Origin of the sequence: Romboutsia ilealis (assembly GCF_900015215.1) — a bacterium.
Classification (GTDB): domain Bacteria; phylum Bacillota; class Clostridia; order Peptostreptococcales; family Peptostreptococcaceae; genus Romboutsia; species Romboutsia ilealis.
Window position 1 is genome coordinate 14,193 of record NZ_LN555523.1, and the last position, 14,757, is coordinate 28,949.

Annotated in this window: 13 protein-coding genes and 1 other annotated feature; of the genes, 12 read left to right on the plus strand and 1 reads right to left on the minus strand. The window is 28.8% G+C overall.

Going from position 1 to position 14,757, the window contains the following annotated elements; translation table 11 throughout:
* Positions 1-59 precede the first annotated feature (59 nt).
* The 9 genes from CRIB_RS00080 to CRIB_RS00120 all read left to right on the plus strand — a co-directional run bounded on the left by CRIB_RS00080 (position 60) and on the right by CRIB_RS00120 (position 10,132).
* Complete coding sequence (locus CRIB_RS00080; RefSeq protein ID WP_180702570.1) at positions 60-635, plus strand: nucleoside recognition domain-containing protein; 576 nt, start codon at positions 60-62, stop codon at positions 633-635.
* The gene (locus tag CRIB_RS00085; RefSeq protein ID WP_180702571.1) at positions 635-1,156 is read left to right on the plus strand and encodes a spore maturation protein; all 522 of its coding nucleotides are present in this window, start codon (positions 635-637) and stop codon (positions 1,154-1,156) included. Before CRIB_RS00080 ends, CRIB_RS00085 begins: the two co-directional genes overlap by 1 nt.
* Before the next feature lie 148 nt (positions 1,157-1,304).
* Positions 1,305-1,548, plus strand: a binding site (T-box leader).
* A gap of 58 nt (positions 1,549-1,606) precedes the next feature.
* A complete protein-coding gene (gene metG, locus CRIB_RS00090) occupies positions 1,607-3,544 on the plus strand; it encodes a methionine--tRNA ligase (RefSeq protein WP_180702572.1) in 1,938 nt (645 codons plus the stop codon).
* 12 nt (positions 3,545-3,556) lie between these two features.
* Entirely contained in the window at positions 3,557-4,327 is a 771-nt protein-coding gene (locus CRIB_RS00095) for a TatD family hydrolase (protein ID WP_180702573.1), read from the plus strand.
* Positions 4,328-4,990: 663 nt separating this feature from the next.
* Complete coding sequence (rnmV, locus tag CRIB_RS00100; RefSeq protein ID WP_071118990.1) at positions 4,991-5,521, plus strand: ribonuclease M5; 531 nt, start codon at positions 4,991-4,993, stop codon at positions 5,519-5,521.
* Positions 5,522-5,700: 179 nt separating this feature from the next.
* Positions 5,701-6,570: a 16S rRNA (adenine(1518)-N(6)/adenine(1519)-N(6))-dimethyltransferase RsmA gene (gene rsmA / locus CRIB_RS00105; RefSeq protein WP_180702574.1), complete on the plus strand. Its 870-nt coding sequence runs from the start codon at positions 5,701-5,703 to the stop codon at positions 6,568-6,570.
* A gap of 68 nt (positions 6,571-6,638) precedes the next feature.
* Positions 6,639-7,883: a hypothetical protein gene (locus CRIB_RS00110; RefSeq protein WP_180702575.1), complete on the plus strand. Its 1,245-nt coding sequence runs from the start codon at positions 6,639-6,641 to the stop codon at positions 7,881-7,883.
* 88 nt (positions 7,884-7,971) lie between these two features.
* Positions 7,972-9,087, plus strand: a complete 1,116-nt coding sequence (locus CRIB_RS00115) for a M20/M25/M40 family metallo-hydrolase (protein ID WP_180702576.1) — start codon at positions 7,972-7,974, stop codon at positions 9,085-9,087.
* Between the two features lie 235 nt (positions 9,088-9,322).
* Positions 9,323-10,132, plus strand: coding sequence for a hypothetical protein (locus tag CRIB_RS00120; protein ID WP_180702577.1), 810 nt, complete (start codon positions 9,323-9,325; stop codon positions 10,130-10,132).
* 54 nt (positions 10,133-10,186) lie between these two features.
* Here the strand turns inward: CRIB_RS00120 and murC are convergent, their stop codons facing one another.
* Positions 10,187-11,542 carry a UDP-N-acetylmuramate--L-alanine ligase gene (gene murC / locus CRIB_RS00125; RefSeq protein WP_180702578.1) on the minus strand — a complete coding sequence of 452 codons (1,356 nt, stop codon included), beginning with the start codon at positions 11,540-11,542 and terminating at the stop codon, positions 10,187-10,189.
* Between the two features lie 222 nt (positions 11,543-11,764).
* Here murC and purR point away from each other — a divergent pair, with 222 nt between their 5' ends.
* From purR to glmU, 3 genes are all read left to right on the plus strand, one after another.
* On the plus strand, positions 11,765-12,646 hold the full coding sequence (gene purR / locus CRIB_RS00130; protein ID WP_180702579.1) for a pur operon repressor: 882 nt from the start codon (positions 11,765-11,767) through the stop codon (positions 12,644-12,646).
* Positions 12,647-12,796: 150 nt separating this feature from the next.
* The gene (gene spoVG, locus CRIB_RS00135; RefSeq protein ID WP_092727630.1) at positions 12,797-13,075 is read left to right on the plus strand and encodes a septation regulator SpoVG; all 279 of its coding nucleotides are present in this window, start codon (positions 12,797-12,799) and stop codon (positions 13,073-13,075) included.
* A 237-nt stretch (positions 13,076-13,312) separates the two neighbouring features.
* Positions 13,313-14,689: a bifunctional UDP-N-acetylglucosamine diphosphorylase/glucosamine-1-phosphate N-acetyltransferase GlmU gene (gene glmU, locus CRIB_RS00140; protein WP_180702580.1), complete on the plus strand. Its 1,377-nt coding sequence runs from the start codon at positions 13,313-13,315 to the stop codon at positions 14,687-14,689.
* Positions 14,690-14,757 lie beyond the last annotated feature (68 nt).

Here is a 14,757-nt window from a genome sequence, read left to right on the forward strand (position 1 = left end):
AGTTTCAAGTATAAAGTAGAACACAAGCTTCATAAAATTATTAAGAAGGGGGGATTTCAATGGGAAAAATTTGGTTTTACATGATTTCTATAGGGATAGTAGGAAGTATAATAACTAATAACTTAGGGGAATTAAATAAAGTTATATTAAATGAAGCTTCAAAAGGTGTAGAGTTTGCAATAAGTTTAGCTGGAGTAATGGCTCTTTGGATGGGAATAATGAACATAGCTAAAGATTCAGGATTAATAGATAAAATAGGAAAAAAATTAAATCCTATAATGAGAAGATTATTTCCATCCATACCTAAGGGGCATAAGGCAATGTCTTATATGGTTATGAACATGGCACTTAATATGGTTGGAGCAGGGAATGGTGCAACTGCTTTTGGATTAAAAGCCATGGAAGAATTACAGACTTTAAATAATAAAAAAGATACAGCCACGAATGATATGATTATGTTTTTAGTTATAAATATATCTTCAATTCAGATAATACCATTTACAATGCTTAAAATTAGGTTAGATTTAGGAGCTCAAAACCCAAGTGATATTATATTTACAACATTATTTGCAACAACAATGTCTACCATAATAGCTGTTATATCATGTAAACTGCTACAAGGGAGGAAAAGATAATGGAGTTATTTTCTAATATATTAGTACCACTTATAATACTTTACATAGTAATTTACGGAAAATCTAAAAAGATAGATATATATGATAGTTTTGTAAAAGGCGCAGTTGATGGACTAAAATCAGCATGGTCTATAACACCGTACATAATAGGAATATTTTTAGCTATAGGAGTATTTAAAACAGGTGGAGGTATAGAAGCCCTTGAATTCATATTTAAGCCTATAGCAAATTTAATGAGTATACCAAAGGAATTAATAGGATTAATAATAGTTAAGCCATTATCTGGTAGTGGAGCTTTAGGAATGTATACAGAACTTGCACAACGAGTAGGAGTAGATACTATTATTGAGAAAATGGGGTCTACAATAGTAGGAGCATCTGAAACAATATTTTACACTATGGCAATTTATTATGGTAGTTTAAAGATAAAAAATACTAGACATACATTAACTTGCGCAATGATAAGTCATGTAGTAGGAGTTATAGCATCTGTGTTTATATGTTATATAATGTTTGTATAAGAGAATTAGTGTATGATATAATTAGATATTAAGATATAAAAAACTATTTACATAAAATTTAAAATTTCCTATAATAATTTTAAGATATTTAAAAAATCAGTTATAATAATATGTATAAAATATATTATTATAGCAAAATATAGAAATGTATAAAGCTGAGAAAAGAAGAGTAAATAAGGATTTTTTCTACAGAGAGCTAGATTAGGTGAAAGCTAGCGTTAAATGAATTATTGAAGATGGTCTTGGAGCTTTTTATCTGAACGATTAATATCCTTAGGATAAAACGGTTAGACGCGTTATAGTCTACTAAGATATCTAATATTTATGTAGATGACTTATACATGATTAAATAGATAAATTAGGGTGGTACCGCGAATAATCTCGCCCCTATGTATATTCATAGGAGGCGAGTTTTTTAATATTAATTTCTACATATGAGGAGGAAGTATAATGACAAAACCAAGTTTTTATGTAACAACTCCTATATACTACCCAAGTGGTAACTTACATATAGGACATACTTATACAACTGTTGCAGCAGATGCAATAGCAAGATTTAAGCGTTTCTGCGGATACGATGTAAAGTTCTTAACAGGAACTGATGAGCACGGAGAAAAAATACAAAAGACTGCTAGAGAAAAGGGTATGACAGAAATAGAATACCTAGATGGAATGATAGCGGATATAAAGAAATTATGGAATACTATGGATATATCATATGATGATTTCATAAGAACTACTCAAGATAGACACAAAGTTATAATACAAAAAATATTTACTAAGTTATATGAACAAGGTGATATATATAAAGGTTCATATGAAGGAAGATATTGTACTCCATGTGAAAGTTTCTGGACTGAATCTCAATTATTAGAAGGAAATAAATGTCCAGACTGTGGAAGAGAGACTTATATAGCTAAAGAAGAAGCTTACTTCTTTAAACTATCTAAATATGAAGATAGATTAAGAGAATTGTTTGCTGATCCTAATTTCTGCTTCCCAGTATCAAGAAAGAATGAAATGGTTGCAAACTTCTTAGATAAAGGATTAGAAGATTTATGTGTAACTAGAACTACTTTTGATTGGGGTATAAAAGTACCGTTTGACGAGAAACATGTTATATATGTTTGGGTAGATGCATTATGTAACTATATAACAGCTTTAGGGTATATGAGTGAAAATGATGCTGACTATAAGAAATTCTGGCCAGCTAATGTTCATATAGTAGGTAAAGAAATAATGAGATTCCATACTATAATATGGCCTGCAATACTTATGGCATTAGGTGAAGAAGTGCCAACACAAGTATACGGACATGGTTGGATATTATTTGATAATGATAAAATGAGTAAATCAAAAGGAAATATAGTTTACCCAGAGCAAATGATAGAAAGATACGGAGTAGATGCTTTAAAATACTTCTTATTAAGAGAATTTGCATTTGGACAAGATGGAAACTACACTCATAGAAACTTTGTAACAAGACTTAACTCAGACCTTGCTAACGACTTAGGAAACTTAGTAAGTAGAACTGTTTCTATGGTTGAAAAATATAATGATGGTATAATACCAATGGCAAATGTAGCTACTGCATTTGATGAAAGTTTAAAAGAAACTGCTAAATTATCAGTAGAAAATTTTGAAATAGAAATGAACAAACTTCAATTTAATGAAGCTTTAGAATCTGCTTGGAAGTTAATAAGAAGAACTAATAAATATATAGATGAAACTATGCCTTGGGCTTTAGCTAAAGATGAAGCTAAAAAAGGTGAGTTAGACACAGTTTTATACAACTTATGTGAATCTATAAGAATAGTTGCTACATTAATAAACCCAATAATGAATGCAACAGCTGTTAAGATATACGACCAATTAGGAATAACTGATGAAAACTTAAAGACTTGGGAAAGTGTTAAGACTTTCGGACTTATAGGAGAAAATACTAAAGTTCATAAAGGTGAAGCTTTATTCCCAAGATTAGACATAGAAAAAGAAGTTGAAGAATTAAATGAATTATTCTCTGAAAAGAAAGATGAGCAAAAGGAAGAACCAATAGAGCATAAAGAGAATATAACAATAGATGACCTAGATAAAGTAGAACTTAGAGTAGGTAAAATATTGAGCTGTGAAAAACACCCAAAGGCTGATAGATTATTAGTATCTCAAGTTAAAGTTGGACCAGAAATAAGACAAATAGTATCTGGAATAGCTAAATGGTATAAGCCAGAAGAAATGGTTGGAAAAGACGTTATAGTTGTATGTAACCTAAAGCCAGTTAAGTTAAGAGGTGTTGAATCTCAAGGTATGATATTAGCTGCTGGAAATGATGGAGACGATTTAATAGTACCAGTTGCAACTGGTGCAAATTCAGGATGCGAAGTTCGTTAAGGAGTGAAAACTATGTTATTTGACTCACATGCACATTTAAATGATGCAAGATTTGATGAAGATAGAGAAGCATTGATACAAAAATTACAAGAAGAGCACGTGGATTTAGTATTAAATCCAGGTGCTGATATAGAAACATCTATATCTAGTGTTGATCTTGCTAATAAATATGATTTTATATATGCAGCAGTTGGAGTACATCCACATGATGTAAAGGACCTAGATGACACTGCTATAGATACATTAAGAAAATTAGCTACTGAAAATGAAAAGGTAGTTGCAATAGGTGAGATAGGATTAGATTATTACTATGATAATTCTCCTAGAGAAGTTCAAAAAGAATGGTTTAAAAAACAAATTGAACTTGCTAATGAATTAAAACTTCCAATAATAATACATGATAGAGATGCACATCAAGATACTTTTGAGATAATTAAAAATACTAAATCTCCTGAAATAGGATGTGTACTTCATTGCTATAGTGGAAACGTGGAATTAGCAAAAGAATATGTGAAAATGGGATGTTATATTTCAATACCAGGAACAGTTACTTTCAAAAATAATAAGAAAACTAGAGAAGTAGCAAAAGAAATACCTTTAGAGTATTTATTAATAGAAACTGATTCTCCATATATGGCTCCAGAGCCACATAGAGGTAAAAGGAACGACCCATCATTAGTAGCATTTGTTGCAGATAAGATAGCTCAAGAGAAGGGGATATCTTATGAAAAAGTTTGTGAGGCTACTAAGGAAAATGCAAAGAGATTATTTAATATAAAATAGGTTGATATTTTATATTTAGATTAAATAAAAAAGCTATGAAATAAAATCTTGAGTAAGATTATATATTTCATAGCTTTTACTTTATTAAAAATAGTAAAACTAATTTTTATAATATAATATTTTACAAAAATATTAATATAGTGTAATATATTTTAATGAAATTACAATCTTAGAGTGATATTTCTATACGAATAAAATACCTACTTCTAAATAGAAGGAGGTGAAAAGGTATGGAAATTTTAAAGTTATTATTAAATAATTCAGATACCATAATAATTGGTATGCTAACGTGTTATTTATATGATAAAATAAAAAATCACTCTAACGGCAATAAGAGTGACTTATAGAAATATTATAATTTAATTTATATAGTTTTTGTATAGAAATTATCACTCTACGGCAAAAGAGATTGTAATTTCTTTTTATTTTAATTATATTATAGCATTTTTTTATTAAAAATAAACTATAAAAATTTTAGATATAAGATTTAAACTATATTCTATTAAGAGCATATTGAAATCTCTTTTAATGTATATGCTTATATTATGATATAAACTCGTTAAAAATAGATAATAAGATAAATATATAAACTTGATAAAAATACATATAAGGCTTAAAATATAAAGATGTTAAGTTAAAAATGAGCGGAAAAGGTGAATTTATATGATAAAAGAAATAATAGTAGTAGAAGGAAGAGACGACGTAACAGCTGTTAAAAGAGCATTAGATGCCGAGCTTATAACTACTGGTGGATTTGGATTTCCTAAAGGAGTAATGGAAAGAATAAAAGCAGCCCAAAAAAGAAGAGGTGTAATAATATTTACTGATCCAGATTTCGCAGGCGAAAAAATTAGAAAGAAAATCGCTGCAGAAGTACCAGGATGTAAGCATGCATTCTTACCAAGGGAAGAAGCTAAGAAAGACGGCGATATAGGAATAGAAAATGCAAGTCCTAAAAGTATATTAGCAGCACTTGAAAGAGTAAGAACAGAAAGTACAGAAAAAAGAGAAGAATTTAAGCAAGTTGATTTAATAAGAAATGGGCTTATAGGAAATGAAGATGCATCACACAGACGTGATGAATTAGGAAAAATACTTGGAATAGGATACGGAAATGCAAAACAATTTCTAAGTAGATTAAACAACTATGGAGTTAGCAGAGAAGAATTTGAACAAGCATTAACTCAAATATAGTATAAGTTGTATTTTTGAGCAACAGATGTATCCGTAGTGTTAGCAAGGATATACTATTGGCAAAATGAAATGTTTTGCCGACACGTCGCTCAAGCGAATTTTTTTATTAGAATAACTTTAATTTAAATAGACTACAAGATTCACGATAGAGTGAAAATAAAATAAATAGGAGAATAATAATGGATAGACTTTCATCACATAGAGCTACAAAAGACGTTGTAGAGAAGCATGGCTTTAAATTTTCTAAATCATTAGGACAAAACTTTTTAATAGATGATAATGTAATAGACAGAATATTAGCAGGAGCTAGGCTTTCTGAGGGAGATAAAATAATAGAAGTAGGTCCTGGAATAGGAACACTTACTAGAGAAATGGGAAAGGTAGCAGACAAGGTTGTAGCTATAGAAATAGATAAAACTTTAATACCTATTCTACGTGAAACATTAGGAGAATTTGATAATATTGAAGTAGTAAACCAAGATATATTAAAGGTTGATGTAGAAGAATTAGTAAAAGAAAAATTAAATGGAGGTCCTGTTAAATTAGTTGCAAACCTTCCATACTATATAACAACTCCAATAGTTATGAAGTTCTTAGAAGAAGATATACCAGTTACTGATATAGTAGTAATGGTACAAAAAGAAGTTGCAGATAGAATGAATGCAGTACCATCAACAAAGGATTATGGTGCTTTATCAGTAGCTGTACAATACTATTGTGATACAGAAATAGTTGCAAAAGCTCCAAGACATATGTTTATACCACAACCAAATGTAGATTCAACAGTTATAGGACTTCATGTAAGAGAAGAAAGAAAATATCCTGTGGATAATGAAGATATATTCTTTAAAACTGTAAAAGCAGCCTTTGGGCAAAGGAGAAAGACATTACTTAATGCATTAGGTGGCTTAGGATTCTTAAGCAAAGATGAGATAAAAGAAGTATTAAAAATGGCTAATATAGATGAAAAAAGAAGAGGAGAAACTCTTTCAATAGAAGAATTTGCAACCCTTGCAAATGCAGTAAATACAAAAGTACCTTCAAAATAATTGAAGGTACTTTTTTTATATAATCGTTCATATACTATTTAGAGATATTATGTTAAGGGGGGATATAAATGGCGTCTAAAAGAAAATTTAAAAGAGACTATATAATTCTTGAAGCTAAGGATGTGAATTTTAGATATAAAGAACGAGTTTTACCTAAAGCATTTGCTAAAGTAGAGATAAACGACGAAAAAGCAGTAGTAGCCTTATATGTAGAGAATCTTAAATGCGTTAAAGATGGATATAAAGTAGTTGCTATACAAAGTGATTATGAAACATTAGACTTAGGGAATGTTGTTTTAAGTGAACAAGGAAAAGGGGAATTTGTTTTTGATTTAGACAGAAATGACATAGAAATAAAAGGAATCGCATTGTTACATGAGAAACAAGTACCTCTTATTGGTTTTAAGGGAAATAAGATAGAAAATTATGAAGAAATATTGTTTGCAGGTCAAGATGAATATGAGGAAGAGTTTGATGATGAATTCGACGAATTAGAAGATACAGAGGATATATACGTCGATAATGAGGATGATGAGTATGAATATGAAGAGATTGAATATATAGAAGTAGACGACGATGATGATGGCGAATATGAATATGAAGAGATTGAGTATATAGAAATAGATGATGAACCTCAATATAACAGAGGATATACATCTACTATAGAAGAAATAGAAGATAATAGCTGTGATGAAGAGCAAGAGGTAGAAGAAGTTGAAGAGATAAAAGAAGTAAAAAAAGAATATAAAACAGTTCAAGAAAAAGCAAACGGCTCTCAAAAACAACAAGATAAATACTCAAAATATAAAGAAAAGCAAAGCGCAAGTCAAAAAAGATACACAAAGTCAGAAATAAAAGAAGAAATGCAAGATTATTCATATGATCCATCTAAAACTGCTGGAACATTATTGATGCCAAGACAAATTAAAAAAGGATTGAGACAGTTTAAGGAAGTAATACCTTTTACAGGAGAACCAATAGAAAATACTAGATGGTGGAAAATAGAAATAAATCCGCTTACATTATCTGGATATACAATGCCGAATTTAGGATATGTAAATACATTAAATTATACTATGTATAGTGATACAGTTATGAATTCATATAAATATAGACATTACTTATTTGGGGTACAATATGATGAATATAATAAGAGAAAAAATTATATTTATGCAATACCAGGTAAAAAGGATGAACAGCCAGATAAAGGTCACACAGGATTTACAACATACCAACCATGTGATACGAGAAGTGATAAATTGGGGTATTGGCTATGTTTTATAGATTCTAGAACGAGAAGAATTCTAAAATAAATCTAATAATAATTTATTGGTGAAAAAATTGACAGATTGTTCTAAAAAATCTAAAATATATATAAGTATATATTTTGGAGGGGATAAAATGGTAAATAAACAAAGACTTATAGATGAATTTTTAGAATTAGTTCAAATAGACAGCCCATCTTCTAAAGAAGGGAAAGTAGCTCAAGTTTTAGTTAAGAAGCTTGAAGAAATTGGTTGTGAAGTTATTATAGATAACGCTGGTGAAAAAACAGGGGGAGAGACAGGAAACGTAATAGCAACATTAAAAGGAAATAGAAGTGGTAAAAAAATATTATTCAGTTCTCATATGGACACAGTTAGTCCATCTATAGGGGTAAAACCAATAATAGATGAAGCTAATGGAATAATAAAGAGTGATGGAACTACAGTATTAGGTTCAGATGATAAAGCTGGTATAGCGGCAATATTAGAAGGTTTAAGAAATATAAAAGAAAATAACATAGATCATGCAGATATACAAATAGTATTCTCTATATGGGAAGAAGGCGGATTACATGGAGCTAAAAATTTAGATTATTCTAAAATAGATGCAGAGTATGCATTTGTTTTAGATAGTGGTGGATCTCCAGGAGAAATAATAGTAAAAGCACCTGCTCAAGATGCAATAAAAGTTAAGATAATAGGAAAACCAGCTCATGCAGGACTTCAGCCAGAAAATGGAATAAGTGCTATAATGGTAGCATCAAGAGCTATAGAAAATATGAAACTATTAAGAATAGATGAAGAAACTACTGCAAATATAGGTATTGTTAAAGGTGGAATAGCTACAAATATAGTTATGCCAGAGCTAGAGATAGTTGCAGAAGCTAGAAGTTTAAGTGAAGAAAAATTAGATGCTCAAACTAATCATATGGTAGAAACATTTAAAAATGCTGCTAAAGAGTTTGGTGCAGAAATAGAAATAGAAGTTAAAAGAGCATATGGACCATTTAATATAGATGAAACTGATGGAATAGTTCAATTAGTTAAAAAAGCTTTCTCTAACATGAATATAGAAGGAAAAACAGCTTCTACAGGTGGAGGAAGTGATACTAACATATTAAATAAAAATGGAATAAAGGCAGTAAACTTAGGAATAGGTATGAAAAATGCACATACCTTAGAAGAATATATAGCTATAGAAGATTTAATAAATTCTGCTGTGATGGTAGGAGAGATAATAAAAGAAGCATAGTAGAGATAAAAAAATAAGTACCTCGACATACAGTATTTGAGGTGCTTATTTTTTATGTGTATATAAAAGGATAAAATGGTAAATAGTATGTAAATTATATGTCTATAATAAAAATGTAAAATCTAAAAGTTATGCCAATTTCCAAGGAAATGAGGATAATAAGAATTATTACTTAAAAAATGAACAAAAAAGTAATATAATTACTTTATGACTAGATAAGTTTAGGAGGATAGAAATGGCAAAAAAAAGAAAAGTTAAGAAAGGTGTAATAGTAGCTATATCGATAGTTGCTTTCTTCATAATATATGGTTTTGCTTTTTGGGCGGGTACATATTTAGATAATAAAGATAATCCTAAAGTAGAAACTAAAGGAGATGAAGAAATAGATGAGAGACCACTTATGAAGCAATTAAGTAGCAAGAAAAATATTTATATGTCTAATGAAGTAGTTGAAAATATAAAGGTAGATGAAACTTACTGGGAAGAGGTAAAATATGAACTTACTAAGCTTTCACAGGTAAGAAAATCAGATAAGTTTACACCAATATATACTGGATATTCTGATGATGGTGTAAGATTTTCAACTGATTTAAATCTTTTTAGAATATATACTGTAAATCAAGAAGTATATTACAAGATACCAGTATCTGAAAAAGAACAATTTGAGAAAGTCTTAAATTGTAGTATATATACATCATTTGATTTTGTGAAAAAGTACAAAACTTGGAAAAGTGTAAATATATCTTATAATGATAAGAATAAAACAATACATAAATGGAAATATGATGATTTAGCATATAAGATGTCAGCTAAAAGAATTGTTGGTAAAATACAACCAGAAAAAAACAAAGAAAGAAGCAAGTATAACTTTACTATAGATATACAAGGAGATAATTATACCTTAAAAATAGAAACAATGGGTAAAGACTATGTAAAGATATCATCTGATAAAGGTAAAGTTTATTATGAAGTATCTATAGCATTGTATGAGTACTTAAGGGATACAATATTTAAATTGCCAACAGATTCTGATGATTCAGAATAAGTATAAAAAAAGGAGTTAATCTTAATATTAGATTACTCCTTTTTTTAATAAATATTATTTTTCTTCAACTAAAGCTTCAGCAACTTTGAATATAGTACCAGCTCCAGCTGTTATAACTAAATCATTAGCTTGAACATGTTTTCTTAAATATTCAGTTATATCCTCAAAAGTACTTATATAAGTTGCATCTACATGATTTTGATATAACTTTTCAACTAAATCTTTAGAATGGATATCCCCAGGATCTTTTTCTCTAGCAGCGTATATATCAGTTATGATAACTTTATCAGCAGAATAGAATGCTTCAGCAAATTCGTTTAATAAAGCTTTTGTTCTAGTATAAGTATGAGGTTGGAATATACACCATAAAGTTGATTTCTTTAATTTTTTAGCAGCAGATAAAGTTGCCTTTAACTCTGTTGGATGATGAGCATAATCGTCAACAACTAATGCACCATTGTAATTACCTTTAACTTCAAATCTTCTACCAACTCCATTATAAGACTTTATATTTTTTCTTATAACTTCTAAATCAATGTTAGAAACGTAAGAAGCAAGTATTGCAGCACTAGCATTATATATATTGTGTATTCCAGGAACAGAAAGTTCAAATTTACCTAAATCTTTTCCATTAAAGTTTAAGTTAAACACTCCGTACCCATTTTCATTAAATTCTATGTTTGAAATTATAGCATCGTTAGATGTATCGGTACCGTATTTAACTATAGTAGCTTTCACATCATATAATATATCTTCTGTATTTTCGTCATCTCCATTTATTATAAAATATCCATTTTTAGGAAGAAGTTTTCCAAACTTATTAAAAGAAGCTTTTATTTCATCTATACCAGAGAAATAATCAAGATGATCTTCTTCGATGTTTAAAACTATAGATATTTTTGGATTGAAATTAAGGAAACTATCAACATATTCACATGCTTCCGTTATAAAGTGATCTGAATTACCTATCTTAACATTACCACCTATAACACTTAAATTACCACCAACTAATATAGTAGGATCTAAATCAGCATATTCGAATATAGTAGATAACATAGATGTTGTTGAAGTTTTACCATGAGTTCCAGATACTGCTATTGAGTTTTTATACTCTCTCATTATTTGACCTAAAAAAGCAGCCCTATCCATAGTAAGCTTATTTTTTTCTTTAGTAGCTATCATTTCAGGATTGTCTTCATGAACAGCTGCAGTATAAACAACCATATCTACATCATCAGATATATGCTCTTTATTATGGCCGATAAATATTTTAGCACCTTGATCCCTTAGTTTATCTAAAAGATATGATTCATTCATATCTGAACCAGAAACTTGATAACCTTTGTTAATACAAATTTCTGCTAAAGCACTCATGCTAATACCGCCAATTCCTATAAAATGTATCTTCATAACAAAACCACCTTTCTTTATCAATTAAGTTCTACAATATGAACTATATTTGTGGTATAATATTAGAATGTTCAATATTATTTTATAATAAATATACATATACTTTATATATAGCATATATTTAAATTATATATAACATATATTTAAAAACTAAATAAACATAACTATTATTATATCATAATAAAAATAGTTATGCATTACTTAGTTTAGGAGGTAAAACTAATGAAATTTAAAAGAACGGAAAGGATAGGAGCTATAGTTAAAATACTATCCGATAATCCAAATAAAATATTTACATTAAGCCACTTTACGAATCAATTTAATGCAGCTAAGTCAACAATAAGTGAAGATTTACTAGTAGTAAAAAATGTATTTGAAAAATTAGAATTAGGTAAAGTTATAACAATATCTGGAGCAGCAGGTGGAGTAAAATACATACCTAAAACATCTAAAGCCGAAAACGAAGAATTCTTACTAGATTTATGTGAAAAAATAAGTGATCCGTCAAGAATCCTATCTGGAGGATTTCTATACCTAATCGATTTAATATATAATCCTACAATAGTATCTAAAATAGGAAAAATAATGGCTTCAAATATAGATTATGCAGAAGCTGATTATGTTGTTACAATGGAAACTAAGGGAATTCCAATGGCACTTATGACAGCAAAGGCTATGAATTTACCACTTGTTATAATAAGAAAAGATATAAAAGTATCAGAAGGTCCAACTCTTAGTATGACATATGTAAGTGGAAATACATCAAAAGTTGAAAGTATGAGTTTACCTAGAAAAGCTCTAAAGCCAGACAGTAAAGTTATAATAATTGATGATTTTATGAGAGGTGGAGGAACTATAAAAGGTATGATAGACCTTATGAATGAATTTGGAGCAGAAGTTGTTGGAACGGGGGTATTTATATCGACAACTAAGCCTGAAGAAAAAATGGTTAAAAATTATATATCACTAATAGAGTTAGATGTTCAAGGAGATAAAATATCAGTAAAACCAAACCTAAAAACATTTAAAGATGAATATAAGAATGAAGAACATGAAGTAGATTATGATTTAGAAGATGTATTAGATGATGAAGATGAGGAATAAAATAAAAAAAGATAAAAAAATAAAAAAAATTAAAAAAATAAAAAGGATATTTTAAAATAAGGTAGAATTACTATAAATAAGAGACTAGATAGGTAAATAAATATATTATAATAATTATATTTTGTCAAAATTAAAGGGGGATATTTAGAGATGAAGATAACTGACGTAAGAGTAAGAAAAATAACAGATGAAGGTAAAATGAAATGTATAGTTTCATTAACATTTGATAATTTATTTGTAGTACATGACATAAAAGTTATAGAAGGTCATAATGGATTATTTATAGCAATGCCAAGTAGAAAAGTAGGAGAAGGAAATTTCAGAGATATAGCTCATCCTATAAATGCTGAAATGAGACAAGTATTAGAAGACGCAGTATTAAAAGCTTATCATGAAGCAGTAGCTCAATTAGAAGTTGCAGCTGAATAATATTTGATTAAAGTAAATTTTTATTGAAATTAAATTATAAAAGAATATATATAAATTGTTAAGAGTCGAACTTTCGACTCTTTTTTGTTGCTTAAAGTAAGTAAAGTTTGTTTAAATATATACTTTTTTGTAAAAAAGTGATATATTAATTAGTAGAAATGAATGATATTGAATACAAATATGTAATTTTACATATTATACATATATAGGAAAATAATTAATGAATGGAGTGGAGAAATGAATTTTAAAGCTATAATTCTTGCCGCAGGCAAAGGAACAAGAATGAAGTCTAAATATCCAAAGGTTGTACATAAAGTATGTGGTAAAGAAATGGTAAACCACGTAATAAGTGTTTCAAAAAAATCAGGGGTTAATGATATAGTTGCAATCTTAGGTCACGAATCAGATGTAGTAAAAGAAAAATTACCAAAGGATACTATGATAGCAATGCAAACAGAGCAATTAGGAACAGGCCATGCTGTAATGATGGCTAAAGAATATATAAATGATAATGATACTATAGTTGTACTTTGCGGAGATACACCTTTAGTAAAAGAAGAAACATTAAAGAGATTATTCGATTATCATATAGAACATGGATATCATGCAACAGTTCTTACAACTGAGGTAGATAATCCAACTGGATATGGAAGAATAATAAGAGATGAAAATAAAGATCTACTTAAGATAGTAGAGCAAAAAGATGCTAATGAAGAAGAAAAGAAAGCAAAAGAAATAAATTCAGGAATATACTGCTTTAATGGTAAATCATTAAGAGAAAGCCTTGATTTATTAGATAATAATAATGCACAAGGTGAATATTATCTAACAGATACAATCAAAATAATGAGAGATAAAGGTCAAAAGGTAGGAGCTTTCAATGGTTCTACAATAGAAGAATTAATGGGTGTTAACTCAAGAGTTGAATTATCAAAAGCAGAAGAAATAATGAGAAGAAGAATAAATGAATCTCATATGGTAAATGGAGTAACAATCATAGATGTTAATTCAACTTATATAGAAGCAGATGTAGAAATAGGAAATGATACTATAGTATATCCAGGGACAATACTTATAGGAAATACTAAAATAGGAACAAGCTGTGTAATAGGAATGAATTGTAGTATAACAAATTCTCAAATAGGAAATGATACAGAAGTACAAAGTTCAACTATAATAGACAGTACTGTTGGAGAAAATACTACAGTAGGACCATATGCATATTTAAGACCAAATAGTAACATAGGAAATAATGTTAAAATAGGAGACTTCGTAGAAGTTAAAAATGCTACTATAGAAGATAATTCGAAAGCATCACATTTATCATATATAGGAGATGCACATGTTGGTAAAGATGTAAATATAGGATGCGGAGTAGTATTTGTAAACTACGATGGTAAAAATAAATTTAAATCAACAGTTAAAGATGGAGCATTTATAGGATCAAACTCTAACTTAGTTGCACCAGTTACTGTAGAAGAAAAGGGATACGTTGCTACAGGATCAACTATAACTAATGATGTTCCACAAGGATCATTAGCAGTAGCAAGAGAAAGACAAGTAATAAAAGAAGGCTGGGTAGCTAAGAAAGAAGAAAGAGATAACAATAAATAGCAACTAAATAGCTTATTATTTAAGGCAAAGTGCCTAAATTTTAATAAATAAATTGTTTTTAAAGTTTT

Excerpts from the sequence above, each read along its gene's own strand:
- CRIB_RS00080 (WP_180702570.1), top strand. The coding sequence starts at position 60 with ATGGGAAAAATTTGGTTTTACATGATTTCTATAGGGATAGTAGGAAGT.
- CRIB_RS00085 (WP_180702571.1), top strand. The coding sequence starts at position 635 with ATGGAGTTATTTTCTAATATATTAGTACCACTTATAATACTTTACATA.
- metG (WP_180702572.1), top strand. The coding sequence starts at position 1,607 with ATGACAAAACCAAGTTTTTATGTAACAACTCCTATATACTACCCAAGT.
- CRIB_RS00095 (WP_180702573.1), top strand. The coding sequence starts at position 3,557 with ATGTTATTTGACTCACATGCACATTTAAATGATGCAAGATTTGATGAA.
- rnmV (WP_071118990.1), top strand. The coding sequence starts at position 4,991 with ATGATAAAAGAAATAATAGTAGTAGAAGGAAGAGACGACGTAACAGCT.
- rsmA (WP_180702574.1), top strand. The coding sequence starts at position 5,701 with ATGGATAGACTTTCATCACATAGAGCTACAAAAGACGTTGTAGAGAAG.
- CRIB_RS00110 (WP_180702575.1), top strand. The coding sequence starts at position 6,639 with ATGGCGTCTAAAAGAAAATTTAAAAGAGACTATATAATTCTTGAAGCT.
- CRIB_RS00115 (WP_180702576.1), top strand. The coding sequence starts at position 7,972 with ATGGTAAATAAACAAAGACTTATAGATGAATTTTTAGAATTAGTTCAA.
- CRIB_RS00120 (WP_180702577.1), top strand. The coding sequence starts at position 9,323 with ATGGCAAAAAAAAGAAAAGTTAAGAAAGGTGTAATAGTAGCTATATCG.
- murC (WP_180702578.1), bottom strand. The coding sequence starts at position 11,542 with ATGAAGATACATTTTATAGGAATTGGCGGTATTAGCATGAGTGCTTTA.
- purR (WP_180702579.1), top strand. The coding sequence starts at position 11,765 with ATGAAATTTAAAAGAACGGAAAGGATAGGAGCTATAGTTAAAATACTA.
- spoVG (WP_092727630.1), top strand. The coding sequence starts at position 12,797 with ATGAAGATAACTGACGTAAGAGTAAGAAAAATAACAGATGAAGGTAAA.
- glmU (WP_180702580.1), top strand. The coding sequence starts at position 13,313 with ATGAATTTTAAAGCTATAATTCTTGCCGCAGGCAAAGGAACAAGAATG.